Annotated in this window: 27 protein-coding genes and 1 rRNA gene; 13 read left to right on the top strand and 15 right to left on the bottom strand. The window is 46.1% G+C overall.

Annotated elements, in window-relative coordinates; genetic code table 11:
* Together I2494_RS13265 and gmhB are read right to left on the bottom strand one after the other, a co-directional pair.
* A 16S ribosomal RNA gene (locus I2494_RS13265) occupies positions 1-74 on the bottom strand; the annotation flags it as partial.
* Positions 75-446: 372 nt separating this feature from the next.
* Positions 447-1,019, bottom strand: coding sequence for a D-glycero-beta-D-manno-heptose 1,7-bisphosphate 7-phosphatase (gene gmhB / locus I2494_RS13260; RefSeq protein WP_218467035.1), 573 nt, complete (start codon positions 1,017-1,019; stop codon positions 447-449).
* Between the two features lie 213 nt (positions 1,020-1,232).
* Here gmhB and metN point away from each other — a divergent pair, with 213 nt between their 5' ends.
* The 6 genes from metN (at position 1,233) to proS (ending at position 6,899) form a co-directional block, all read left to right on the top strand.
* Positions 1,233-2,264, top strand: a complete 1,032-nt coding sequence (metN, locus tag I2494_RS13255; RefSeq protein ID WP_218467036.1) for a methionine ABC transporter ATP-binding protein MetN — start codon at positions 1,233-1,235, stop codon at positions 2,262-2,264.
* Positions 2,257-2,910: a methionine ABC transporter permease MetI gene (locus tag I2494_RS13250; RefSeq protein ID WP_140920780.1), complete on the top strand. Its 654-nt coding sequence runs from the start codon at positions 2,257-2,259 to the stop codon at positions 2,908-2,910. The genes metN and I2494_RS13250 overlap by 8 nt, the downstream gene beginning before the upstream one ends.
* A gap of 60 nt (positions 2,911-2,970) precedes the next feature.
* Entirely contained in the window at positions 2,971-3,786 is an 816-nt protein-coding gene (locus I2494_RS13245; protein ID WP_218467037.1) for a MetQ/NlpA family lipoprotein, read from the top strand.
* Positions 3,787-3,962: 176 nt separating this feature from the next.
* The gene (gene rcsF / locus I2494_RS13240; protein ID WP_218467038.1) at positions 3,963-4,304 is read left to right on the top strand and encodes an Rcs stress response system protein RcsF; all 342 of its coding nucleotides are present in this window, start codon (positions 3,963-3,965) and stop codon (positions 4,302-4,304) included.
* Positions 4,305-5,012, top strand: coding sequence for a tRNA (N6-threonylcarbamoyladenosine(37)-N6)-methyltransferase TrmO (gene tsaA, locus I2494_RS13235; RefSeq protein ID WP_218467039.1), 708 nt, complete (start codon positions 4,305-4,307; stop codon positions 5,010-5,012). It begins immediately after the preceding gene.
* A 162-nt stretch (positions 5,013-5,174) separates the two neighbouring features.
* Positions 5,175-6,899: a proline--tRNA ligase gene (gene proS / locus I2494_RS13230; RefSeq protein WP_218467040.1), complete on the top strand. Its 1,725-nt coding sequence runs from the start codon at positions 5,175-5,177 to the stop codon at positions 6,897-6,899.
* Between the two features lie 46 nt (positions 6,900-6,945).
* On the opposite strand, the gene arfB is transcribed toward proS, so the two are convergent.
* The gene (arfB, locus tag I2494_RS13225; protein ID WP_130590658.1) at positions 6,946-7,362 is read right to left on the bottom strand and encodes an alternative ribosome rescue aminoacyl-tRNA hydrolase ArfB; all 417 of its coding nucleotides are present in this window, start codon (positions 7,360-7,362) and stop codon (positions 6,946-6,948) included.
* Positions 7,363-7,365: 3 nt separating this feature from the next.
* Positions 7,366-7,914, bottom strand: a complete 549-nt coding sequence (locus I2494_RS13220; RefSeq protein ID WP_218467041.1) for a YaeQ family protein — start codon at positions 7,912-7,914, stop codon at positions 7,366-7,368.
* A gap of 345 nt (positions 7,915-8,259) precedes the next feature.
* Here I2494_RS13220 and I2494_RS13215 point away from each other — a divergent pair, with 345 nt between their 5' ends.
* Together I2494_RS13215 and rof are read left to right on the top strand one after the other, a co-directional pair.
* Positions 8,260-8,460, top strand: a complete 201-nt coding sequence (locus tag I2494_RS13215; protein ID WP_218467042.1) for a YaeP family protein — start codon at positions 8,260-8,262, stop codon at positions 8,458-8,460.
* On the top strand, positions 8,453-8,713 hold the full coding sequence (gene rof, locus I2494_RS13210; RefSeq protein WP_130593594.1) for a Rho-binding antiterminator: 261 nt from the start codon (positions 8,453-8,455) through the stop codon (positions 8,711-8,713). The genes I2494_RS13215 and rof overlap by 8 nt, the downstream gene beginning before the upstream one ends.
* A gap of 56 nt (positions 8,714-8,769) precedes the next feature.
* Here the strand turns inward: rof and I2494_RS13205 are convergent, their stop codons facing one another.
* The 3 genes from I2494_RS13205 to I2494_RS13195 all read right to left on the bottom strand — a co-directional run bounded on the left by I2494_RS13205 (position 8,770) and on the right by I2494_RS13195 (position 10,951).
* Positions 8,770-9,087 carry a c-type cytochrome gene (locus tag I2494_RS13205; RefSeq protein ID WP_218467043.1) on the bottom strand — a complete coding sequence of 106 codons (318 nt, stop codon included), beginning with the start codon at positions 9,085-9,087 and terminating at the stop codon, positions 8,770-8,772.
* A 67-nt stretch (positions 9,088-9,154) separates the two neighbouring features.
* A complete protein-coding gene (gene tilS / locus I2494_RS13200; RefSeq protein WP_218467044.1) occupies positions 9,155-10,492 on the bottom strand; it encodes a tRNA lysidine(34) synthetase TilS in 1,338 nt (445 codons plus the stop codon).
* Between the two features lie 63 nt (positions 10,493-10,555).
* A complete protein-coding gene (locus tag I2494_RS13195; protein ID WP_218467045.1) occupies positions 10,556-10,951 on the bottom strand; it encodes a VOC family protein in 396 nt (131 codons plus the stop codon).
* A gap of 178 nt (positions 10,952-11,129) precedes the next feature.
* On the opposite strand from I2494_RS13195, the gene I2494_RS13190 reads away from it, so the two are divergent.
* From I2494_RS13190 to I2494_RS13170, 5 genes are all read left to right on the top strand, one after another.
* Positions 11,130-12,674: an L-lactate permease gene (locus tag I2494_RS13190; RefSeq protein ID WP_218467046.1), complete on the top strand. Its 1,545-nt coding sequence runs from the start codon at positions 11,130-11,132 to the stop codon at positions 12,672-12,674.
* A gap of 181 nt (positions 12,675-12,855) precedes the next feature.
* Positions 12,856-13,575, top strand: a complete 720-nt coding sequence (locus I2494_RS13185) for a (Fe-S)-binding protein (RefSeq protein WP_218467047.1) — start codon at positions 12,856-12,858, stop codon at positions 13,573-13,575.
* An 11-nt stretch (positions 13,576-13,586) separates the two neighbouring features.
* Positions 13,587-15,008: a LutB/LldF family L-lactate oxidation iron-sulfur protein gene (locus I2494_RS13180; RefSeq protein ID WP_218467048.1), complete on the top strand. Its 1,422-nt coding sequence runs from the start codon at positions 13,587-13,589 to the stop codon at positions 15,006-15,008.
* 2 nt (positions 15,009-15,010) lie between these two features.
* Complete coding sequence (locus I2494_RS13175; RefSeq protein WP_218467049.1) at positions 15,011-15,715, top strand: LutC/YkgG family protein; 705 nt, start codon at positions 15,011-15,013, stop codon at positions 15,713-15,715.
* Between the two features lie 140 nt (positions 15,716-15,855).
* The gene (locus tag I2494_RS13170) at positions 15,856-16,626 is read left to right on the top strand and encodes a class I SAM-dependent methyltransferase (RefSeq protein ID WP_218467050.1); all 771 of its coding nucleotides are present in this window, start codon (positions 15,856-15,858) and stop codon (positions 16,624-16,626) included.
* An 89-nt stretch (positions 16,627-16,715) separates the two neighbouring features.
* Here I2494_RS13170 and accA read toward each other — a convergent pair whose 3' ends face one another.
* The 8 genes from accA to I2494_RS13130 all read right to left on the bottom strand — a co-directional run bounded on the left by accA (position 16,716) and on the right by I2494_RS13130 (position 25,936).
* Positions 16,716-17,675: an acetyl-CoA carboxylase carboxyl transferase subunit alpha gene (gene accA / locus I2494_RS13165; protein WP_130590648.1), complete on the bottom strand. Its 960-nt coding sequence runs from the start codon at positions 17,673-17,675 to the stop codon at positions 16,716-16,718.
* Positions 17,676-17,687: 12 nt separating this feature from the next.
* On the bottom strand, positions 17,688-21,170 hold the full coding sequence (gene dnaE, locus I2494_RS13160; RefSeq protein ID WP_218467051.1) for a DNA polymerase III subunit alpha: 3,483 nt from the start codon (positions 21,168-21,170) through the stop codon (positions 17,688-17,690).
* A 62-nt stretch (positions 21,171-21,232) separates the two neighbouring features.
* Entirely contained in the window at positions 21,233-21,829 is a 597-nt protein-coding gene (rnhB, locus tag I2494_RS13155; RefSeq protein WP_218467239.1) for a ribonuclease HII, read from the bottom strand.
* Between the two features lie 20 nt (positions 21,830-21,849).
* Positions 21,850-23,031: a lipid-A-disaccharide synthase gene (gene lpxB, locus I2494_RS13150; protein ID WP_218467052.1), complete on the bottom strand. Its 1,182-nt coding sequence runs from the start codon at positions 23,029-23,031 to the stop codon at positions 21,850-21,852.
* Positions 23,032-23,034: 3 nt separating this feature from the next.
* Positions 23,035-23,823: an acyl-ACP--UDP-N-acetylglucosamine O-acyltransferase gene (gene lpxA / locus I2494_RS13145; protein ID WP_218467053.1), complete on the bottom strand. Its 789-nt coding sequence runs from the start codon at positions 23,821-23,823 to the stop codon at positions 23,035-23,037.
* Between the two features lie 4 nt (positions 23,824-23,827).
* Positions 23,828-24,292, bottom strand: coding sequence for a 3-hydroxyacyl-ACP dehydratase FabZ (gene fabZ, locus I2494_RS13140; RefSeq protein WP_179038269.1), 465 nt, complete (start codon positions 24,290-24,292; stop codon positions 23,828-23,830).
* A gap of 129 nt (positions 24,293-24,421) precedes the next feature.
* Positions 24,422-25,447, bottom strand: a complete 1,026-nt coding sequence (lpxD, locus tag I2494_RS13135; protein WP_218467054.1) for a UDP-3-O-(3-hydroxymyristoyl)glucosamine N-acyltransferase — start codon at positions 25,445-25,447, stop codon at positions 24,422-24,424.
* A gap of 3 nt (positions 25,448-25,450) precedes the next feature.
* Positions 25,451-25,936 (bottom strand): OmpH family outer membrane protein, encoded by a 486-nt coding sequence (locus I2494_RS13130; protein ID WP_168189603.1) that lies wholly within the window; start codon positions 25,934-25,936, stop codon positions 25,451-25,453.
* Between the last annotated feature and the right edge of the window lie 3 nt (positions 25,937-25,939).

Raw genomic sequence — 25,939 nt, 5'->3', positions numbered from 1 at the left:
TGCTACCGCCCGACTTGCATGTGTTAGGCCTGCCGCCAGCGTTCAATCTGAGCCATGATCAAACTCTTCAATTAAAAGCTTGATGCTCAAAGATTACTTTCAATAATTCTCAATGAATTACTGCCTGGTCACTCTTTAAGACTTGGTATTTTTTTGTGTCGTTACACCGAAGTGTAATGACGTGAGATACCGTCTTGTGAGTGCCCACACAGATTGTCTGATAAATTGTTAAAGAGCGATGTTGCGGCGAAAAACTTCCCGCAACACGGGCTGCGTATACTACGCCATCCCGCGTCAGAGTCAAGTGTTAAATCACAGATTTATGCACGATAACGTCTGAACTGAAGCGGCTGTTGCCGTGTCAGTGGAGGCGCATTATAGAGTCATTAATGTGAATAGCAAGCGTTAAATAAACTTTTTTACTATTACATTTAAATTTGTACTAATTATCGACTAAATTGGCCCGCCTTAATAGCATTTGGTAATGCCTTAAGGCTATCTAACACCATATCTGCCAAAGCTTCACCCTCTGGTGTAATCGGTTTGCCGGTTCTGACTAAAACTTTATGCCCAACACCAGCATTTATTGCCGCCTGCATATCTTCGGGTTTATCCCCTACCATATAAGAAGCAGCCATATCGATATTTAACTCTTTCTGTGCTGATAACAACATACCGGGCTGTGGCTTGCGGCAATCGCAAGTTTGGGCAAACTCGCTAACCGTTCCTTCCGGATGATGTGGACAATAATAGATACCATCCAGATCCACATCGCGATCCGCCAGCGACCAATCCATCCATTCCGTCAGAGTCATAAACTGATCTTCTGTGAATTTTCCTCTGGCTATGCCGGACTGATTGGTCACCAAAACTAAAGCAAAACCCATTTTTTTCAGCTCGGCGCAGGCTTCAATTACCCCATCAATAAACTGAAACTGATCTATTTCATGAACGTACCCATGGTCAATATTAATTGTTCCATCCCGGTCAAGAAAAACTGCTGGTATAGAATTCGCCACGTAATTACTCCTGATGGCTATTGATATGTCATTAGTATCTCATGATTGTACTCACAGAAAGAACCTTTCGATAGATCCAAAATTGGTTGACTTAGACGTCTAGACGCCTTAGCATCCATTCAATCACTCAGCTTTTGCTGAGTTCTGTTTTATTAACGGTCATTATTCTTTCATGGAGAATAGCTACCGGAATGGTCTCAACATAAGAAAAATATGATTAAACTTCAGAATATTACCAAAATATTCCAGCAAAAGAACCTGACTATCACGGCGCTTTCTGACGTGAGTCTCCATGTTCCTGCCGGACAAATCTATGGCGTTATTGGTGCTTCAGGTGCCGGTAAAAGTACGCTGATTCGCTGTGTGAATTTACTTGAGCGACCAACTTCAGGTCGGGTATTAGTTGATAATCAGGATTTAACTGCCCTGGACTCTGCCGGTTTAACCAAAGCACGTCGTCAGATTGGCATGATATTTCAGCACTTTAATTTACTTTCTTCCCGTACCGTGTCCGGTAACGTCGCTCTGCCATTAGAGCTGGACAATATGCCGTCAGCGGAAAGAAATAAGCGCGTAGCGGAGCTGTTAGATCTGGTTGGGCTAAGCGATAAACATGATACTTACCCTGCCAACCTGTCCGGTGGACAGAAGCAACGTGTAGCGATTGCCAGAGCTCTCGCCAGTAACCCTAAAATACTGCTGTGTGACGAAGCGACCAGTGCGCTGGATCCGGCCACCACGCGTTCAATTCTTGAACTGTTAAAAGATATCAACCGCCGTCTGGGATTAACAATTCTGTTAATTACCCATGAAATGGATGTGGTAAAACGCATTTGCGATCAGGTTGCGGTTATCAGCGATGGCAAATTGATTGAACAGGACAGCGTTAGCGCGATGTTCTCTCATCCGAAAACACCTCTGGCACAACAGTTTATTCAGTCAACACTGCATCTGGATATTCCGGATGATTACTCTGAACGCCTGAGCCCGGAACAGAAGGAGAATACCCATCCATTATTACGTCTGGAGTTTACCGGACAATCAGTGGATGCGCCTTTGCTCTCTGAAGTTGCCCGTAGCTATAACATTAATAACAATATTATCAGTGCCCAGATGGATTATGCCGGTGGCGTTAAATTTGGTGTCATGCTGACTGAGATTCACGGTACGCCGGAAGAGACGGCAGCTGCAATCCAGTTCCTTCAAGATCACCATGTAAAAGTTGAGGTATTAGGTTATGTCTGAGGCAATGATGTGGATGATGGGTAAAGCCACCTGGGAAACCATCGTCATGACTTTTACATCTGGTTTTTTTGGCTTTGTCATTGGCCTTCCGGCCGGTGTGCTACTCTATATCACCAGACCGGGGCAAATTCTTGAGAATCCTACGCTTCATCGTGGACTATCAGCAGTAATCAACGTGTTTCGTTCCATTCCGTTTATTATTCTGATCGTATGGATTATTCCATTTACCACCATTGTTGCTGGCACCTTTATCGGTTTAAAAGCCGCACTGGTTCCACTGAGTATCGGGGCTGCTCCGTTTATTGCCCGTATGGTAGAAAATACCCTGCTGGAAATACCAAGTGGCTTGGTTGAAGCTGCCCGGGCAATGGGTGCAACACCATTACAAATTATTCGTAAAGTTTTGCTCCCTGAAGCATTACCCGGGTTAATTAACAGCGCCACCATTACGCTTATTACCCTACTGGGATATTCAGCCATGGGCGGAGCCGTTGGCGCAGGTGGTTTAGGTCAACTAGGCTATCAATATGGATATGTCAGGTATGACGCAACAGTGATGAATACTGTTCTTATTCTGTTAGTTATATTGGTTTATATCATCCAGTTCTGTGGTGACCGTCTTGTCAAAGCCGCTAGTCATAAATAACGGTAATGACAAAAAGTAAATTGTGCTGCTTGCAGCGTATTGATAATAGAGAGAAATAATATGCTATTTAAGTTTAAAACCTTTGCCGCAGTTGGTGCTCTTATTGGATCTCTCGCGCTGGCGGGATGCGGGCAGGAAGAGAAGAACCCTAATCACATCAAAGTTGGTGTTATTGTTGGTGCTGAATTAAAAGTTGCTGAAGTCGCTAAACAAGTGGCAAAAGACAAATATGGTCTGGAAGTAGAACTGGTGTCATTTAATGACTATGTGCTGCCCAACGAAGCGTTAAGCAAAGGTGATATTGACCTGAACGCTTTCCAGCATAAACCATATTTAGATCAGCAAATGAAAGAGCGCGGCTATAAGTTAGCGGTAGTGGGCACCACGTTTGTTTATCCGATTGCAGCTTACTCCAAGAAGATCAAATCTATCGATGAAATTCAGGATGGCGCACAAATCGCAGTACCTAACGATCCAACCAACCTTGGTCGTTCTTTGCTGTTATTACAAAAACAGGGTCTGATTAAGCTGAAAGATGGTGTTGGCCTGATGCCTACCGTACTGGATGTGGTTGAGAATCCAAAACATCTGAAAATCATCGAACTGGAAGCGCCACAGTTGCCACGTTCTCTGGATGACAATCAGATAACTCTGGCGATTATCAATACCGCTTACTCCAGCCAAATTGGTTTAACCCCAACCAAAGACGGTATTTTCGTTGAAGATAAAGATTCTCCTTACGTGAACATCATCGTTTCCCGTGAAGATAATAAAGACTCTGAAAATGTGAAGAAATTTGTTCAGGCATTCCAGTCTGACGAAGTATTCAACGCTGCAGATAAAGAGTTTAAAGGCGGCGCAATTAAAGGTTGGTAATCCTTTAATTAGTTATCCTCATTTCTCAATAATATATTTAAGGGCAGATATTCTTATCTGCCCTTTTTATTCGTCAGTTTTCATCTTATCCTTAACCCAGTTTTTATTTATACTTTCAGTTAATTTTAGCGATTGGCCCTCTTATTTCAGGCCTCTACCCTTATCAAGGATACCTAATGCGAATTCTCACGCTCTGCCTGTTTGCACTTTTTCTGGGTGGCTGTGCCCAGTCCGGACCTTCGGCGCCAGAATTAGAACTAGTAAAACTTTATAAAACTGAAGCTGAACTTTCCGGCGCCTCTTTTAAAGAGATGGGATTAGTTTCTGGTGATTCCTGTCAGTTTACCGCTCAGGATAGTCCGCCAAGCATTACGTCAGCCATGCTGAGTATGCAAAAAAGAGCAGCCTATAAAGAAGCCAATGCGGTGTTATTACATCGTTGCGAAATGATGTCTTCGGTTCCGGGTTGCTATCAGGTTGCGGTTTGTGAAGGCACTGCGCTGCATATCAATTTTTAAATGACTGGACTACATATCGAACCGATAGGCGTTATTCGTTCGCCTTATAAAGAAAAATTTGCCGTTCCCCGCCAGCCTGGTTTAGTGCAGGATGGGGGGGGTGAATTACTGTTGCTGCCCCCTTACAATCAGGCAGAAGCAGTACGTGGGTTAGAGCAGTTTAGCCATATCTGGTTGTTGTTTGTATTTCATCAAACTCAGGACGGCGGATGGCGACCAACGGTGCGACCTCCCCGTTTAGGCGGCAATTCCAGAATGGGCGTTTTTGCTACCCGTTCTACGTTTCGTCCTAACCCTATTGGCATGTCACTGATTGAACTAAAAGGTATACGTCAGGAAGGTGCCGATATTATCCTGCAACTTGGCAGCCTGGATTTGGTTGACGGAACCCCCGTCGTTGATATCAAACCCTATTTGCCTTTTGCCGAAAGTATTCCTGATGCTCAGGCCGGATTTGCCCAATTGGCTCCTGATGCCAATATGCCCGTTCATTTTTCTGCTGAGGCGGAGCAGGCTCTGCAAAATGAGAGTCGTACTTTGCTTCATTTACGTCGTTTTATTACCCAGGTATTAGCTCAGGATCCCCGTCCTGCCTATCGCAAAAATGAACAGCAGGTCAGGGAGTTTGCCGTACACTTAATGGAGTTTAACGTGCGCTGGCGTGTGGAAAATGGACAAGCGACCGTTATTGCTATCGATAAACGCTAGAAATTCCCGTTCCTCTCTTTTGAGAGAGGATAGTCACTGATACACTAAGTCACTTTTTTATTTATCAGGCTTATTCTGCGTTTGCTTTATCAGATTCCGCTTCACTGATAAACAGCGCTGAAAAACTGCCATTATCTGAAGATTAAATGGAAGCACTACAACATGCGTACTAGTCAATATTTGCTCTCTACTCTGAAAGAGACACCTGCTGACGCTGAAGTCATTAGCCACCAGCTAATGCTCCGCGCCGGGATGATCCGTAAACTGGCTTCTGGTCTTTATACCTGGTTGCCTACCGGCCTGCGCGTTCTGAGAAAAGTTGAAACCATCATTCGCGAAGAGATGAACAACGCCGGTGCTATTGAGATCTCCATGCCGGTAGTTCAACCCGCCGACTTATGGCAAGAGAGTGGGCGCTGGGAGCAATATGGTCCGGAACTGTTACGCTTTGTCGACAGAGGTGAGCGTCCATTTGTATTGGGGCCAACCCACGAAGAAGTGATCACCGATCTGGTGCGTAATGAGATCAGCTCTTATAAGCAATTACCGCTGAATTTCTTCCAGATTCAAACTAAATTCCGTGATGAAGTTCGCCCACGCTTTGGTGTGATGCGTTCGCGTGAATTTATCATGAAAGATGCGTACTCGTTCCATACCACGCAAGAATCCTTGCAGCTGACCTATGACAAAATGTACGACGCCTATAGCAAAAGCTTTACTCGTATGGGACTGGATTTCCGCCCGGTGCTGGCTGATACCGGCTCTATTGGCGGTAGTTCTTCTCATGAGTTTCAGGTACTGGCTGGTAGCGGTGAGGATGATGTGGTTTTCTCCACTGATTCAGACTACGCTGCCAACATGGAACTGGCTGAAGCCCTTGCACCATCAACAGGACGCGCAGCACCAGCAGAAGAACTGCGTCTGGTCGATACGCCAGATGCTAAAACCATTAATGAGCTGGTTGAACAGTTTAATTTACCGATTGAAAAAACAGTCAAAACGCTGCTGGTTCATGCCGCGGAAGAGAGCGGTCATAAGCTAATCGCACTTTTAGTTCGTGGCGATCATGAACTGAACGAAGTGAAAGCTCAGAACCAACCGCTGGTTGCCAGCCCGCTGACTTTTGCTTCAGAAGAAGAGATTCGTGCGGCTATTGGTGCAGGCCCAGGTTCTCTAGGCCCAATCAAGATGCCAGTGCCAATGATTGTTGACCGTTCTGTTGCTGTTATGAGTGATTTTGGCGCCGGTGCTAATATCGACCATAAACACTACTTTGGCATTAACTGGGAGCGGGATCTGCCATTACCTTCTACGGTTGCCGATATTCGTAACGTCGTGATTGGTGACCCAAGTCCGGACGGCAAAGGTACTTTACTGATCAAACGCGGTATCGAAGTTGGTCATATCTTCCAACTTGGCACTAAATATTCTGAAGCAATGAAAGCCACGGTTCAGGGTGAAGATGGTCGTAACCTGACGATGACAATGGGTTGTTATGGCATCGGTGTAACCCGTGTGGTAGCTGCCTCTATTGAGCAGAATCATGACGAGCGCGGTATCATCTGGCCAGATGCGATTGCACCGTTCTCTGTGGTTATCGTACCAATGAACATGCATAAATCTTTCCGCGTTCAGGAAGTCGCAGAGCAGTTATATGAAACACTGCGCGCTAAAGGCGTTGATGTACTACTGGATGACCGTAAAGAGCGCCCTGGCGTGATGTTTGCCGATATGGAACTGATTGGTGTTCCACATACCGTGGTTATCGGCGATCGTAATCTGGACAATAACGAAGTTGAATATAAGCATCGTCGTGCAGGTGATAAGCAAATGATTAAAAGCGATGAAATCGTATCGTTCCTGCTGTCACAAATACAGTCGGCTTAATTGACGATTGGTTATGAAAATCCCGCTACGGCGGGATTTTTTATCTTCAGTAATCCACTTTTCCACGCAGGTTTTTGGTTTCACCCCGCCGAACTTTACTCTCCAGCCGTTTACGTTTGGCATTTTTGCTCGGCGCCGTTGCCCGACGCACTTTTTGAAATCGGGTTGCTTCCTGAATCAATGTGGTTAACCGGGCTAATGCCGCTTCACGATTTTGTTCCTGACTGCGATACTCTTGCGCCTTAATAATCACCACACCGTCACTGGTTACTAGATGACTATTCAAGGCCAGTAAACGTTGTTTATAAAACTCAGGCAGGCTGGAAGCATGAATATCAAACTTCAGATGAATTGCAGTGGATGTTTTATTCACATGCTGCCCCCCTGCCCCCTGCGCACGAATTGCCGTTAACACAATCTCATCATCAGGAATGGTTACACCTGCCGAAATCACCAAACCCATTTATTATTCACCCAGTGTTTTCCAGGTATCAAAAGTCAGTTCAACATTATTTTGATTGTCTGACAGCCAGATAGCGCCATCCTGAATCGTGGCCTGTAATTGCATATTGCGAGTACACATTGAAGTCAGCTGCTTTAATTGTGCATCATCCAGAAATCGCACCAATAAATTGCTGTGGGAATCCAGCTTGCTTTGGTTTTGCTGCCACCATACTTTTGCCGCCCGTTCACTGTAAGCATAAAGAACAACCTGTTCTGACTGATGGCACGCTTTTCTCAATCGTTTCTCTTCCGGCAGACCCAGCTCAACCCACAGAACAATGCCATTATGATCGTTATGCAGCCAGATTTCTGGCTCATCATCGGCACACAGACCTTTAGTAAAAGATAAGCGTTCGTTCGCATGACATATCCAGGCCAGCAGCCGTAACATCATTCTTTGCTCGGTTTCCGACGGATGCTGTGCCAGCGTTAACACCGTATCGGAATAAACCTGACGATCCATGTCTGCAATATTAACGGTCGCTTTGTAGATTGTTGCTTTTAATGCCATGAAGAAATGCCAGTATAAATAAATTGAATGGCGGCTAGTGTAACCAATTCACTGAGGGAACACATCGTTAATCCAATCGAAAAGAGGCATATACTATTTTAAATAGCCGTTAACTTTTTCGGTTTTCCCCACAACATCACCATGTTAACCAAATAGCAGCATCATCTCTTTTGTCAGTAAATCTTGACAAATTTATTCACTAAACCACCTGCAAGTAGCTGATATAAAGAATCACAACTATGCTATAGTCAGCACTGAAATTAATGATGAGCAAGCTCTGAAATTGATTTAGCGTTGCCAGATAACGCCTGTAACACAAAGATTAGCTGCAAAGGAGGAGGGATTATGCAGAAATACAGCGAACTTGTTCGTCGTAAATATGCGCAAATAGCCAGCGGCGATCTTGGATACGTTTCCGATGCGTTAGGATGCGTATTAAAAACATTAGACGATATAGCAGCTGATGAAACGCTATCGTCTGCCGTTAGGGAACAAGCGGCCTATGCTGCCGCTAATTTATTGGTGAGTGATTATGGTGATGACTAAAAAAGAGTACCAACCCATAAACTGTGATGACTATGATAATTTAGAGCTCGCCTGTCAGCACCATTTAGTCCTCGAGATTAAGCTAGAAGATGGTGAGAAATTGGAGGCGAAAGCCTGTGATTTATTATTGCGCAAAAAGGTTGAGTATCTGATTGTTGAAGTCGGTGGTGAACAAAGAGAGCTAAGGCTCGATTGCATTGTTTATTTTAGCCATCCAACAATTGGTAAAATAGAAATCAGTCTGGCGGACTGATTCATTTAAAACGGGCAGTACTCTTACTGCCCGTTTAATTTCTACCTGAACTCTGATTACTTCTCACCTAAACTGGCGTAATAAGCGGCCAAGTCGGCAATATCCTGATCGGAAAGACTACGTACATACCCAACCATTACCACCGCCATACCTCCGGTTCTCTCCCCTTTTTTATAGGCATGCATTGAATTATCCAGATAGACCTCATTCTGCCCGGCGAGGTTAGGATAGGTTGGAATTGAAATTTTACCATCAACACCGTGGCAGCTGGCACATCTTGTCGATTTAGCTTTACCCGCAGCAGCATCACCGGCCGCCTGCACAGAGAAACTAAACAGTAATGCGCAGGATAGTAACAATAACGCTTTTTTCATTATTTTGACCTCTGTAAACCACATTGCTTATCAATGAAATAGTGTAGATGAATTTAGTATCGGAGCGTTAATATGATTTTTTCCGATACAGGATATTCCAGCCAACATCGTCTCCCTGCCGCTGCCCCTCAACCGTAATAAACACGCCTAATGCTGCAATCAGGTTATCGCCATAAAACAGCAGTGGTGTTCTTTGCCGTAGCCAGACGGGTACGCCAAGCTCCTGCCAGAGTTTTTTCAGACTGCGAGAATGGGTTCGGCCTGTTATCTGGATGTTCAGGTTTCCTGGTGCTGAAAAACGCACGGTAACCCGCTCATCCGCTTTTGGACGACGAACGGTTTCACCCGCCTCATCCGGCATCAGAACACCCAATGAATCAGGAAGTAATAGTTTTGATTGCCCATCCCACTCCAGTTGGATGTCATCAACTGGCTGCATCGCTGGCAACAGGTATAAGCGCTGTCGATAGCGACGAATTTGGCATTCACCCAATTTCAACATCGGCTCTGCATCTTGTTGGCTAAGAGCGACTTCCCACCACAACTTTTCCAGTTGTTCCTGTGACGGCATCATCATCCTATGTTGGCTTAGCCAACGGCGTAACAGTGCCCGACGCTGGATATCAGAAACAGATGACAAACCATCAATATCAATAGCGCCACCGGAATCCACTAAGTGGGAAAGAGCAGGTGCGAGAAGCTCATCCAGTAATTGTTCTTGCTCTGCACATAAGCTGGCACTGCGGGATACCATACGGGAAAACTGAGGCCAGCGTTGTTCCAGCGTTGGCAAAACCTTCAATCGCAGAAAGTTACGATCAAAGCGGGTATCCTGATTACTGTCGTCGTCAACCCAGCGGAGCTTTTGAATTCTGGCGTAATCCTCAATTTGCTGGCGGGAAACATTAAGCAATGGCCTCACCTGCTGACAATCACCAAATACCATTCTCTCCGGCATGGCAGATAATCCCGCAGGGCCGCTGCCCCGTTTTAGTGCCAGCAAAAAGGTTTCACACTGATCGTCCCGGTGTTGCGCAGTCACCAGAACTTCATTATTCGATAACAAATCATTCAGAGCCTGATAACGCGCTTCTCTGGCCGCTGCTTCAATACCCGCCAGAGAAGGATCTACGCTAACATAAGCAACATGTAATGGGATATTCCATTGCTCACACTGCAATCGGCAATGTTCTGCCCATTCCTGCGCATATCTGCTCAGGCCATGATGAACATATACTGCCCGTAACATTAATTCTGGTCTTAGTTTCTCTTTTATTGTCTTCAGCGCATGCAGTAATACCGTCGAGTCAATGCCGCCGCTAAATGCAACCAGAATCTGCTCATCATGTTTCAGCGTTGCATCAACCTGTTGTATAACCTTATCGCACAGAGCTTCATCAGACATTTAGGGCTACCTGTAAAAAGAGATACCGTATGTTAATCAAAATACCATCGTATAACGAGCAACTTACTCGCTCTCTTCATAAAGTTCTAATGGCAATCCATCCGGATCGTTGAAAAAGGTAAAGCGTTTTCCGGTATAAGGATCGATACGAATTGCCTCGTACTTCACTCCTGCCGTGGCCAGTTGAGTTACGGCAAGATCCAAATCCCGCACGCTAAAAGCCAAATGTCTCAAACCACAGGCTTCCGGTTGAGTTGGTCTGGCTGGCGGGTGTGGAAACGAAAATAGTTCTATTTGATAGTCACCATTAATGGCCAGGTCGGCTTTCCACGATTGACGCTCTGTACGATAGTGTTCAGATAACAGCTCAAAACCTAATGTATGACAATAAAACTGTTTGCTACGCTCATAATCTGCGCAAATGACTGCTATATGGTGTATTTTTTCAACTTTAAGCATAAGAACATTCCAAATATTAAAGTTATAATCAATTAAATCAGTATATTGAAAATCATCATACAATAATCAATTTGTGTTATTTTTCTTATTAACACGATTCAGCTCACTGAATACTAAAACCATAACTACTAGAATCCGCGGCTAAATCAAAACGATAGACACAATATAAGGTATAGCCATGTCTGAATCTCTCTCCTTTATATTAGGAGTTATTCCTCTGGTCGCGTTAATTGTAATGATTTTGAAGATAAAAACCCCTATACATTATGCGGTTATTATTTCTTTAATTATTACTTTAGTTCTTGCCGGCTTCTTCTGGAAAACGCCAATACAGAGCCTTTCCATGTCGACACTTTATGGTGCATCCAAAGGGCTGTGGCCAATTATCATTGTTATTCTTGGCGCTATTTACAGCTATAACCTGATGCTGAAAACCGGCAGTATGGATGTGATAAAAAACGTTCTGGCGAATATCAGTGACGACAAACGTATTCAGATCTTGCTAATTTCCTGGTGCTTTGGTGGCTTTTTAGAGGCCGCTGCAGGTTATGGAACAGCCGTCGCCATTCCTATCGGTATCCTTATTGCTTTAGGCTTCAATCCGTTAAAAGCAGCAATTGCATCATTGATAGTGAATACCGTACCGACTGCTTTTGGTGCTGTTGGTATCCCGGTTTCTATCCTGGCAGAACAGACAGGATTACCGGTACGAGAGCTTAGCAGCATGATTATTATACAATTGTCGCTGTTCAATATCTTACTCCCTTTTGTCATTGTTGCTATTACCGGTAATGGTATTAAGGCCATCAAGGGTGTGTTTTTTATTACGCTGATGTGTGGCGTAAGTACCCTTATCCCTCAATATTTCGTCGCCACTTATCTTGGCGCTGAACTACCGGCTTTTGCGGGTAGCCTGGTCAGTATGCTGGTGACGATTTTCCTGGCAAAACGTCATAAAGCATCGCAAAAAGAGCAAACCGAACAGCCAGAAGCTGAAAAGCAGCACTATTCCCGCGCTGCTCTGCTGCGTGCCAGTGCTATCTATTTACTAACGTTTCTGTTTATTCTGCTGTGCTCCCCGCTATTCCCGTCTATTAAAAATAGCGTAGGGCAACTTTCCAGCGTTATTCCTTATGCGCTTAGTGACAGCCAGATTCTGAAACTGAAAGTTGAATGGTTAAGCACTCCTGGTGTACTGATTATTATCGCTACTTTCATTGGCGGAATGATTCAGGGAGCCAGAATGTCAACCATGCTATCTGTCCTCTGGAGTACTGTGGTACAGCTGAAAAATTCCATCATTGCCATCACCGCTATTGTTGCGATGGCAACGGTTATGGACACCAGCGGTATGATTAATGATATTGCCAATACGCTGGTTAACGTTACCGGCATCGGCTATATCTTTATTGCCCCGATGATTGGTGCATTGGGTACCTTTGTTACCGGCAGTGATACCAACTCCAACGTGCTGTTTGGCAAACTACAGACCAGCGCCGCAACGCAGTTAGGTATTGACCCTATTCTGCTGGCAGCCGCTAACACCTCCGGAGCAACCGGCGGCAAAATGATCTCTCCTCAGAGTATTGCCATCGCCGTTTCGGCAACCCGAATGGATGGGCAAAGCAGTGCCATCATGTCCGGTACTCTTAAGTACTGTGCGATTTATATTATTATTCTTGGCCTGAAAATTGGTGCTATGTACTATTTGTTTTATTCATAATACAAATCACATACAACACATTTAGGCAGTGATAGAATTTGTTCCCGATTGTTACCGGCCACCATACTGGCGGCCGGTATATCAGCCCCAAAATGATGCGCTAACGGAATACCCATTATGATAATCGCTGGAAAGCGGCCGTCAGCCATATGCATCTCTATGTTTTCGGAGTGACTATTGTATGAAAGTAAATTTTTATGTTACCTGCATCGGTGACGCACTGAAGGCCAATATGGCTCGTGATAGCGTACTGCTGCTGGAACAGCTGGGTTGTGAGGTGCTTTTTCCTGAACGTCAGGGATGCTGTGGCCAACCGGCACTCAACAGTGGCTATGTCAATGATGCCAAACCGGCGATGAAATCTTTGATTTCTGCCTTTGAAGGTAATGACTACCCGATAGTCTCCCCTGCCGGCTCCTGTACTTATGCTATTAAAAGCTACCCAACCCATCTGGCTGATGAACCTGAATGGGCTGCCAGAGCGCAAGCGGTTGCCGATCGTATGCAAGATTTAACCAGCTTTATCGTCCACCAACTTGGTGTCGTAAATGTGGGTGCTCGCTTACCGGGAAAAGCGGTTTACCATCCATCGTGCAGCCTGTTTCGTAAGCTTGGGGTGAAAGATGAGCCTATTGCCCTGCTAAATAATGTTGAAGGTCTGGAACTATTGCCAATCGTTAACCAGGAAACCTGCTGTGGTTTCGGTGGTACTTTCTCCGTCAAGATGTCTGAAATTTCCGGTGAAATGGTGAAAGAAAAAGTTCAGCACATTATGGATGTGGAACCTGACTATCTGATTGGTGCAGACACCAGTTGCCTGATCAATATCAGTGGACGACTGACACGTGAAAAGCGTCCGGTAAAAGTGATGCATATCGCTGAAGTGTTAATGAGCCGCTAAGGGGATATCTCATGTCGATGAAAACCAGCAATATAGATTTTAAACCGCGCATCAAAGCAGAGATGGAAGACACCATCATGCGTAAAGCGGTAGCGATGGCCCAGGAACGTATTGGAGCCAACCGCCAGATTATGGTTAACGAATTGGGCCACTGGGAAGAGTGGCGCGATCGCGCAGAGCAAATCCGTAACCATGTACTTGAAAACCTTGATGCCTATCTGTATCAGCTGTCAGAAAAAGTGACGGAAAACGGCGGCCATGTTTATTTCGCTAAAACTAAAGAAGAAGCTACCGACTATATTCGCGATATCGCCCGCCAAAAGCAGGCAAAAAAAGTGGTGAAGTCAAAATCCATGGTTACCGAAGAAATTGGTCTGAACCATGTATTACAGGCTGAAGGTATTGAGGTAGTTGAAACTGACCTTGGGGAATATATTCTTCAGGTAGATAACGATCCGCCATCCCATATTGTAGTACCTGCAATCCATAAAGATCGCTATCAGATTCAGAAAGTTCTGCATGAAAAGCTGGGATATGACGGGCCTGAAACCCCTGAAGCCATGACGCTGTTTATTCGTGAACGTATTCGTAAAGATTTTCTGGAAGCTGATATTGGTATCAGCGGCTGTAACTTTGCGGTAGCGGAAACCGGTAGTATCTGTCTGGTCACCAATGAAGGCAACCTGCGAATGGCTACTACCCTGCCTAAAACGCATATTGCCGTGATGGGAATGGAACGTATCGCCCCAACCTTTGAAGAAGTTGATGTACTGATCACGCTGCTGTGCCGCAGCGCAGTCGGTACTCGCTTAACCAGCTATAACACCTGGCTAACCGGCCCTCGCGAAGCAGGACATGTTGATGGTCCGCAAGAGTTCCATTTAGTTATCGTTGATAATGGTCGTTCGAAAATCCTCGGTTCCGAATTTAAAGATGTGTTGCGCTGTATTCGCTGTGGAGCCTGTCTGAATACCTGCCCGGCCTATCGCCAGATTGGTGGTCACGGTTATGGTTCTATCTATCCCGGCCCGATTGGCGCTGTTATTTCCCCTCTGTTGGGTGGCTATGAAGATTTCCACGACCTCCCTTATGCCTGTTCATTATGTAATGCCTGCAATCAGGTATGCCCGGTAAAAATCCCGCTGGCTCAACTGATCGTTAAACACCGCCGGGTTATGGCAGAAACAGGCCTGACACCAAAAGGCGAGCGTCGTTTCACCCGCCTGTTTAATTACGCTAACGCCCATCCTGCTCTGTGGAAAGTGGGTATGACTATGGGTGCTAAAATGGCTAACTGGATGATTAAAGACGGTAAAGTGCCGCTTAAAATTGACGTACTCAACGACTGGATGGATGCCCGTGACTTACCGGCGCCAGACGGCGAAGGGTTCCGCAGTTGGTTTAAGCGTCATCAGGCTGAGAGGAATAAGTAATCATGTTAATTAATCAACAAAACCGTACTGCATTTCTGGATGAGATTGCGCGTCAGTTAGGACGTGAAGCGCGTAAAACGCCATCTGAAAGTAAGCCGCCGGTAAACAACTATCCTCAAACCCGTCTGACAGATAAAACTCAGGATGAGCTTTGTCAGGAGTTTATGGAATTTGCCAGCACTCAGAAAGTAAAGTGTGTTTTGAGTCGTCCGGAGGGGTTAATTGGCGATCTTATGTCCCTGTGCGACGAATACGGTGGTTCACCAGTCATTATCAGCGGCGATCAACGTTTAGCCGATTTAGGTATCACTACAGCATTAAAAGAGCAGTTTGACGCATGGGAGTGGGATCCAGACAAAGGAGAAGAGAATATCCACATGGCAGAGAAAGCCAAAGTGGGTATTGCCTATGCTGAAGCGGGTCTGACTGAATCGGGTGGCGTAGTACTGTTCTCTGCGCCAGAACGTGGCCGCTCCGTTAGCCTGTTGCCGGAAACCTCCATCTTTGTACTGCGTAAAAGCACTATTTTGCCACGCGTGGCTCAAATGGCTCAACGCCTGCATCATATGGCACAGGCGGGCGAACGGATGCCATCCTGCATTAATCTGATTGGTGGCCCAAGTTCTACGGCCGACATTGAGTTAATCAAAGTGTTTGGTGTTCACGGCCCGGTTCATGCCGCCTATGTAGTGCTGGAAGACTGCTAGCCAAATGATATGATTGCGGCAGGGAGGTCGTTTTCCCTGCCCCTTTTCTTCCACTCATTATTTCTGCTCTGTCCGCTATACATCTACCGGTGGCTCAAACATACTTATCAATCAGGCCATTTATCAGGATATACAGCAAAATGTCAGAAAAACAAACTCATCACGATTTGGTAGAGCGACAGTTTGGTGAACAGGCAAATGCCTACTTAACCAGCACCGTACATGCTCAGGGTGCTGATTTGCAGAAGTTATCCCATATACTGCATTCTCAATCACAGGCTGAAGTTCTGGATATCGGTTGTGGAGCCGGACACGTTAGCTTCACTGTCGCACCTCTGGTTCGCAGCGTCACTGCCTATGACCTGAGTACAGATATGCTTAATGCGGTACTTAAAGGCGCATCAGAGCGTCAAATATCCAATATTCAAACTGCCTGTGGTATCGCTGAATCATTGCCTTTTGAGTCGAATCGTTTTGATATTATTCTCAGCCGCTACTCCGCGCACCATTGGCAAAATGTGAGTATGGCGCTAAATGAAGTTTATCGGGTGTTAAAGCCCGGTGGTAAAGTGGTGTTTATGGACGTTGTCTCTCCGGGTAATCCGGTTTTGGATATCTACTTGCAAACGGTAGAAGCTCTGAGAGATCGCTCTCACGTCCGGGACTACAGCATTGCTGAATGGAGCCGATTTATTAATGAATCAGGTCTGACTCTCAGTGAAATATCGACTGACCGCTTACAGTTAGAATTCAACAGTTGGACACAACGCATGCGTACGCCACAGCACTATATTGATGCCATCAGGGCTTTTCAGCAAGAAGCCTCACAGGAAGTAAAAAACTATTTCGCCATTGGTGCTGATGGTACCTTTTCCACCGATATCGCTATGTTTATCGGCCATAAAAGCTAGCTTCTACAGTTTAAGCGACAATATTCAGACAATAAAAAAACCCGCGAATGATAAAGTCCGCGGGTTTTTATTTATTCAAGAATCAACTATCAGCAGTAACCGTAGCCCATCAGACGCTGATAACGGCGATCCTGTAAAGACTCCGTATCCAACTCATCCAGTTCGGATAAATCTGACAGTAATTTAGCTTTCAGCGAAGCTGCCATTGCTTCCGGATTACGATGCGCACCACCCAGAGGCTCAGGTACTACTGCGTCAATTAAACCCAACTCTTTCAGGCGAGGGGCGATAATCCCCATGGCTTCTGCTGCCAGTGGTGCTTTATCCGCGCTTTTCCACAGAATAGAGGCACAACCTTCCGGTGAAATAACAGAATAGGTGCTGTATTGCAGCATATTCACTTTATCACCAACGCCGATAGCCAATGCACCACCGGAGCCACCTTCACCGATAACGGTACAAATGACTGGCACTTTCAGGCGAGACATTTCACGCAGGTTACGGGCAATCGCTTCTGACTGGCCACGCTCTTCTGCACCAACACCCGGATAAGCTCCCGGCGTATCAATAAAGGTGATAATTGGCAGATTAAAACGCTCAGCCATTTCCATCAGGCGTAACGCTTTACGATAGCCCTCCGGTGCCGGCATGCCAAAGTTACGGCGAATCTTTTCTTTGGTTTCACGGCCTTTTTGATGACCAATAATCATCACCGGACGTCCATCCAGACGCGCCATGCCACCAACGATAGCTTTGTCGTCAGCATAAGCACGATCGCCAGCTAACTCATCAAAGTCAGTAAAAATATGCTGAATATAATCCAGAGTGTAAGGTCTGCGTGGATGACGGGCAAGTTGTGCAATCTGCCACGCTCCAAGCTCAGAGAAAATTTTATTAGTCAGTTCAAGGCTTTTCTCATGCAGACGCTTAACCTCTTCATCAAGGTTAATATCCAATTTTTCGTCTTGAAGACTGATTGCCTTCAGCGAATCGATTTTCGCTTCTAATTCAGCAATCGGCTGTTCAAAATCCAGAAAATTCAGACTCATAGCATTCCTATTTTAGTCAAATTCCAATTCTACCTGAGCATTACCTACAAGCGTTCTCAGGTCTATCAGCAAACGTTCGGTTGGCGTTACCCGCCATGCTGTACCAAATTTAAGCCGTGCCCGGGCATCTTCCCGCTGGTAATACAGATGTACTGGAATCGTCCCCGATCGATGGGGTTCCAACGATTCACGAAGACGGTTTAAAAGCTGGTCATCAATTTGCCTGTCCATCAACGAGATGGCAAGTCCGCGAGCATATTTTTCTCGCGCTTCACTGATGTCCATTAATTCGCGGACCATCATTTTAAGCCCGCCGCTAAAATCATCAAAGCTGACCTGTCCGGTCGCTATCAGGATTCGATCTTTTTCCAGCAAATGCTGGTACTTTTCAAGTGCCTCAGAGAATAGCATGACTTCAAGGCGACCGGAACGATCATCCAACGTACAAATACCAATTCTGTTACCACGCTTAGTGGTCATCACTCTGGCAGCTACGACTAAACCAACGGCAACAATGGTTTTACCACGCTCTGTTGGGTGCATATCTTTCAGACGAATACCGCCAGTATAGCGTTCCAATTCTTTCAGATATTGCGTGATTGGGTGCCCGGTAAGATAGAGGCCCAGCGTTTCACGCTCACCATCCAATATTACCTGCTCTGGCCATGGTGCCACATTAGCATAGGCTTTCTCAACATGCTCGGGTTCTTCTGCTAACACCCCAAACATATCGGCCTGCCCCAACGCTTCTGCTTTGGCGTGCTGGTCTGCTGCCTTCATCGCTTCGGTCAAAGAGTGCATTAATGCCGCACGATGTGGCCCCAACCGGTCGAATGCCCCCGCCATTATCAGCTTTTCCAACACTCGCTTGTTTAAGCGCTTAGTGTCAGAGCGGGCGCACAGGTCAAACAACTCTTTAAAGTAGCCACCCTGGTTCCGTGCTTCAATTATAGCTTCTATTGGACCTTCGCCAACGCCTTTAATTGCACCAATACCGTAAACAATTTCACCGTCATCATTAACGTGGAAATGGTAGAGGCCACTGTTGATATCGGGCGGCAGCACTTTTAGCCCCATACGCAGGCATTCATCTACCAGACCCACCACTTTCTCGGTGTTATCCATATCGGCAGTCATTACTGCCGCCATAAACTCCGCCGGATAGTGTGCTTTCAGCCACAGTGTTTGATAGGAAACTAATGCATAAGCCGCGGAGTGAGATTTGTTAAAACCATAACCGGCAAACTTCTCCACCAGGTCAAAGATTTTCATCGACAGTTCGCCGTCGATGCCCATCCTCTCTGCACCTTCTTTAAATACTGAGCGCTGCTTGGCCATCTCCTCCGGTTTTTTCTTACCCATTGCGCGGCGCAACATATCCGCACCGCCCAGAGTATAACCAGCCAGCACTTGAGCAATCTGCATAACCTGTTCCTGATACAGGATAATGCCATAGGTCGGTTCAAGTACCGGTTTCAGAGATTCATGTTGCCACTGAATATCAGGATAGGAAATTGCTTCGCGCCCATGCTTACGGTCGATAAAGTTATCTACCATGCCCGATTGTAGTGGCCCTGGGCGGAACAGCGCCACCAGAGCGATCATATCTTCGAAACAGTCGGGTTTCAGACGCTTAATCAGATCTTTCATGCCGCGGGATTCAAGCTGGAATACCGCAGTCGTTTCTGACCGTTGCAACATGTCGAAACTTTTTTGGTCGGCCAATGGAATGGCGCTGATATCGATAGGTTCCTGACCAGCTTTCGCCCGACGCGCATTGATCATGCCCAACGCCCAGTCAATAATGGTCAGAGTACGCAACCCCAGGAAGTCAAACTTCACCAGACCCGCATATTCCACATCATTTTTATCAAACTGAGTAACCGGGAATTGCCCTTCTGCATCACAGTAGAGCGGTGCGAAATCAGTGATTTTAGTTGGAGAGATAACCACACCACCCGCATGTTTACCGGCGTTACGGGTTACCCCTTCCAGTTGGCGCGCCATATCGATTAGCGCCTTAACCTCTTCATCCGCTTCATACAGTTCTGGCAACTGTGGTTCTGCAGCAAACGCTTTTTCCAGCGTCATGCCCGGGTCCATCGGAATCAGTTTTGATATGCGATCGACAAAACCGTAAGGATGCCCCAGTACCCGACCTACATCGCGAATAACCGCTTTTGCCGCCATGGTACCAAAGGTAATAATTTGTGATACTGCATCCCGACCGTACATATCAGAAACGTGGTCAATAACCCGGTCGCGTTTCTCCATACAGAAGTCAACGTCGAAGTCAGGCATCGAAACCCGTTCAGGGTTAAGGAAGCGTTCGAACAGCAGGTCAAACTCCAGCGGATCCAGATCGGTAATACCCAGCGCATAGGCCACCAAAGACCCCGCGCCGGAACCTCGACCGGGCCCGACGGGCACATCGTTATCTTTGGACCACTGAATAAACTCCATCACTATCAGGAAGTAACCAGGGAACCCCATCTGGTTAATGACCTGTAGCTCAATATCCAGACGCTCGTCGTATTCAGGGCGTCGCTCCGCTCTGACAGCAGGATCGGGATATAAAAACTCCAGGCGTTTTTCCAGCCCCTCTTTAGAACGGGCAACCAGAAAATCCTCGGTGGTCATATCTCCGGTTGGAAACTGCGGGAGAAAATACTCACCTAAACGGATGGTCACGTTACAGCGTTTAGCAATCTCAACGCTATTTATCAACGCTTCAGGTAGGTCGGAGAAGAGTTCACACATCTCCTCTTCACTGCGCAGATATTGCTGAGCACTGTATTTTTTCGGTCGTTTAGGATCGTCCAGTGTAAAACCATCATGAATGGCTACCCGGATTTCATGAGCATCGAAATCAGAGATATCGATAAATTTAACATCGTTAGTGGCAACCACCGGAATACCTTCCCGGGTAGCCAGCTCGACGGCAGCATGGAGATAAACCTCTTCTTCATCTCTTCCGGTTCTCACCAACTCCAGATAGTAGCAGTCGGGGAAATGGGTGCGATAAAACTGTAAACACTCATCAACCAAATGCTGGTTACCACGCAACAGCGACTGCCCCACATCACCAAAGCGAGCGCCAGAAAGTAGAATCAAACCCTGTTTGTATTCTATCAACCAATCGCGATCGATAACCGGGCCACCCTGAACATAGCCGCGCTGGTAGGCTTTGGAGATCAGCATAGTCAGATTCTGATAGCCTTCATTGTTGGCAGCCAGAATAGTGAGCTCTGTTAGCTCATCACCTAAAGTTTCACTTTGTACCCGGAAATCAGCGCCGATTATCGGTTTAATACCTGCTCCGTGTGCGGAGCCATAAAACTTCACCAGTCCACACAGGTTAGTAAAATCGGTAATCGCCATCGCTGGCATACCCAGAGCCGCTACCTTTTTCACCAACGGGCCCACTTTGGCTAATCCATCAATCATGGAGAAGTCACTGTGAATACGAAGGTGAATAAAACGAGGTTCAGCCATATCAAATACCAGCTATCAGATTACAAACATTGTCAGAATACATCAGAAAAATCATAGCAGACTTATTCCAGCCCTAAAGCACGTCTGACCGGAGCAAAGCTACGACGATACTCTTCTGTCGCACCATGTTCCGCTAACTTCTCCAAATGCAGGGCAGTAGGATACCCTTTATGTTGAGCAAATCCATACTGTGGAAAACGTAAATCCAATTCTGTCATTTCACGATCGCGAGTCACTTTAGCCAGTATGGATGCAGCACTGATTTCAGCAACCCGACTATCTCCCTTAACCACCGCCTGTGAAGACATGGGGAGTTTAGGACACCGATTACCATCAATTAGTACCAGATCAGGCTGAATATGCAGCCCTGCGACGGCACGTTGCATCGCCAGCATTGTGGCATGCAAAATATTCAGTTGGTCAATCTCTTCTGGTTCAGCACGCCCCAGACTCCAGCTCAACACTTTATCTTTAATTTCGTCATATAACGACAGGCGTTTCTTTTCACTCAGTTTTTTTGAATCCGCTAAACCAACAATTGGATTAGCCGGATCGAGAATGACAGCAGCCGTAACCACTGCACCGACTAACGGCCCTCGTCCAACTTCATCAACACCGGCAATTCGGTTTGCCGCTGGATAAACAAAAGGTTCGACGATAATACTTTTTGCCATCAGGATTATTGCTCCTTACCGTTTGTCTGAGTTGGAAGATAACCCGCCAGCGCTAAAACAGCCTGTGCCGCCTGACTGTCCGCATCACAACGAATACTCTGATGCAACTCAGTAAAAGTCTGCTTCAGAGCTCGGGTATGGTCATTATCATTATTCAGCAACGGCATCAGTGATGCAGCCAGCTTCTCAGGCGTACAATCATCTTGCAGCAATTCTGTTACCAATTCCCTACCCGCCAACAGATTCGGCAGCGATACATAAGGTGTTTTAATAAGCCGTTTAGCCAACCAAAAAGTAAATGGTTTCATACGATAACCAACTACCATTGGGCACTTGGCCAACATGCACTCCAGCGCAGCAGTACCGGAAGCCAGTAAAGCTGCATCACTGGCAATCATAGCGCTACGCGCCTGACCATCCAGTAATCTCACCTTCAGATCGGGAGCCACTTCTGATTTAATTCGTTCAAACTGCTCACGGCGTTTGGCATTCACCAACGGCACCAACACTTCCAGTTCAGGGTAAGTCTCTCTCAGCAATATAGCTGTTCTGAGAAAATCAGCGCTGAGCATTTCTACTTCTGCATTACGGCTACCCGGCAGTAAGGCCAGGCAATGAACGTTATCTGCAATACCTAGCTGCTCTCTGGCTGCATGGCGATCGGGAACCAATGGCATCGCATCCGCCATGGTATGGCCAATAAACCGACAGGGAACCTGATAACGATCGTAGAACGCTTTTTCAAACGGCAGGAACGCTAATACCAGATTCGTTGAACGACCGATTTTGAACACCCTATTCTGACGCCAGGCCCATACAGACGGACTGACGTAGTGAATAGTTTTGATACCACGCTGTTTTAAGCGGCCTTCAAGAGTAATATTAAAATCAGGTGCATCAATGCCCACAAAGACATCGGGCTTCAGTTCGCTAAAACGCTGAGTCAACTCTTTGCGGATTTTCAACAAACGAGGCAAACGCTCCAGAACTTCCACCACCCCCATTACCGCCAGCTCTTCCATTTCAAACCAGGCTTCACAGCCTTCAGCTTGCATTAATGGGCCAGCAACGCCAACAAAGCGTGCATCAGGATATTGATCTTTTAAGGCACGAATCAGACCGGCACCAAGAATATCGCCGGAGGTTTCCCCGGCGACTAATCCAATGGTAAGAGGACGCGATTGCATGGTTTAACGGATAATGCCGCGTGTAGAGCGGCTAAAGAAATCAACAAACAGCTGAACGGCAGGCTGTTGTTTTGCCAGCTCTTCAATTTCTGGTTTCACTTCATCCAGTGTTTTACCACTACGATAAAGCAACTTATAAGTATTGCGAATGGCGTGCAGCGCATCTTTCTCAAAACCACGGCGCTTCAAACCTTCAATATTGACGCCAAACGGCGTGGCATGGTTGCCCTGAGCAATAACGTAAGGAGGGACATCCTGAGCAACGCCAGAACAACCACCAACCATAACGTGAGCACCAATAACACAAAACTGGTGAATGGCCGTCATACCGCCAATAATAGCAAAGTCATCAATCTCAACGTGCCCTGCCAGAGTCGCATTATTCGCCAGAATACAGCGGTTACCAATACGGCAATCATGAGCAACGTGAGCGTTGATCATTAACAGGTTATCACTACCGATTTTGGTTAAACCACCGCCTTGAACAGTACCCCGATGGATGGTCACGCTTTCACGGATACGGTTACGATCGCCAATCTCTACGCGGGTAGGTTCACCGGCATATTTCAGATCCTGATTCACTTCACCAACGGAAGCAAATTGATAAATCTGGTTATCTGCACCAATTTTTGTGACGCCGTTAACCACAACATGAGATTTGAGCACGGTACCCGATCCAATTTCGACCTGAGAACCAACCCAGCAAAACGGGCCAATATGAACATTAGCTCCGATGACCGCACCCTCTTCAACGATTGAAGTTGGGTGAATAAAGGCGGTGTTATCAATCACAGTATTAAGACTCCCGACGACGAGCGCACATCATGTCAGCTTCACAAGCGATTTCGCCATCAACTTTAGCGACACCACGGAAACGGGCTACACCACGACGCTCTTTAATAAATTCGACCTCAAGAACCAATTGATCCCCGGGTAAAACAGGACGCTTAAAGCGAGCATTATCAACAGCAGCAAAATAGTAAAGTTCCCCGGGCTCTAAACGACCAAGGCTTTTAAACGCTAAAATGCCTGTTGCCTGGGCCATCGCTTCCAGAATCAGTACGCCCGGAAAAATCGGCTTACCGGGGAAATGCCCCTGGAAGAAAGGCTCATTTACAGAGACGTTTTTAATCGCTCTTAAAAATTTACCTTTATCAAAATCTAATACCCGGTCCACGAGCAAGAATGGATAACGATGAGGTAGTAAACTCAGTATCTCTTCAATATCCAGAGTACGATTGTCAGTAGTCAAAATGCTCATCCTGTCTTCAAAACTAAACTGATTATATCAACAATGCGGCCTGCTTTTAGTCCTGAGACTATAAAACAGGCCGCGAATAATATTATAGAAATTAATGGGATAACGACTGTTTTCTTAAACTTATATCAGCTATTTTCCATCAACTTTCCGTTCAACGGCTTTCAGGCGTTTGCTCATGTCGTTAATATTTAACACCAGAGCTGCTGTTTTACGCCACTCTTTATTACTCTGAAGTGGAATCCCGGAAGAATATATTCCCGGTTCAGTGATAGGTCGCATCACCATTCCCATCCCGGTAACAACGGCCTTATCACAGATTTCCATATGACCATTAATAACGCTGGCACCACCAATCTGGCAGTATTTGCCAATCGTCAAACTACCCGCCATAATCACGCCACCCGCAACTGCGGTATTGTCGCCAATTATCACGTTATGCGCAATCTGACATTGGTTATCAATGATCACACCATTGCCGATAATCGTATCATCCAGTGCACCACGGTCGATAGTCGTGCAGGCACCAATTTCAACATTATCACCAATTCTGACCGTTCCTAACTGAGGGATCTTAATCCAGTTTCCACGTTCATTGGCATAGCCAAAACCATCGGCACCAATAACAGTACCCGATTGGACTAAACCACCTGAACCAATCACCACTTCATGATAAATAGTAACATTTGCCCACAGGCGAGTACCTGAACCAATACGTGCGTTTTTACCGATAAAACATCCGGCACCAATCACGACGTTATCGCCCAGCACCACTCCGCTTTCAATAACGGCATTTGCACCAATGGAAACATTCTGCCCCAGCGTTGCACTTTCAGCAATTACTGCGGTGGGTGCGATATCCCGGGCAGGAGAAGGTGTGGTATCCAGTAACTGAGCCATACGTGCGTAGCTGAGGTAAGGATTTTTCACAACTAACGCAGTCAAATGTGAACAGAAAGGAAGGTTCTCTTCGCTCAGCACCACTGCACTGGCCTCACAGGTCAAAAGCTGTTCCTGATAACGGCTATTAGACAGAAAAGTAATCTGTCCTTTTTTGGCAGATGTCATTGATGCAACACCGGTGATGACGATATCGCCATCACCGTGTATTTCTGCCCCCAAATGTTCTGCTAAATCAGCTAAACGAATGGAGTGCATAACTTATTTTACCTGCGCTAAAACTTTTTCAGTGATGTCGCTATCAGAGTTTACATAGAATGCAGCATCTGCTTTAACAACAACTGAATAACCATCTTTTTCAGCAACAGTTTTCACTGCGTCCTGAACTTTAGCAACTAACTTGTTCATTTCTTCTGCTTCACGACGACGGCTGTCCTGAGTAAAGGCTGCAGCTTTTTGCTGGAATGCCTTAATATCATTTTCCAGCTTAGTACGATCGGCTGCTTTCATTGAACCACCGCTAGTTTGCAGTTTTTTCACTTTATCCTGAGCAGCTTTCTCTTCAGATTGCAGAGCTGTAGCACGAGATTTGAACTCGCTTTCCAGCTTTTTAGCTACTGCTTCACGCTCTGGCATCTTTTGTAAAATGCTCATCACATCAACAACAGCAACTTTATCGGCCGCCTGAACGCCCGCTGAAGCAACCATAGCTAAACCTAAACCTGCAGCACATAACCACTTTTTCAATTT

The sequence above is a fragment of the Limnobaculum allomyrinae genome (assembly GCF_016649425.1).
In the GTDB taxonomy this organism is placed as follows: Bacteria; Pseudomonadota; Gammaproteobacteria; order Enterobacterales; family Enterobacteriaceae; genus Limnobaculum; species Limnobaculum allomyrinae.
The sequence above is the reverse complement of the archived record's forward strand: the minus strand, read 5'-3'. Positions and strand labels throughout refer to the sequence as shown.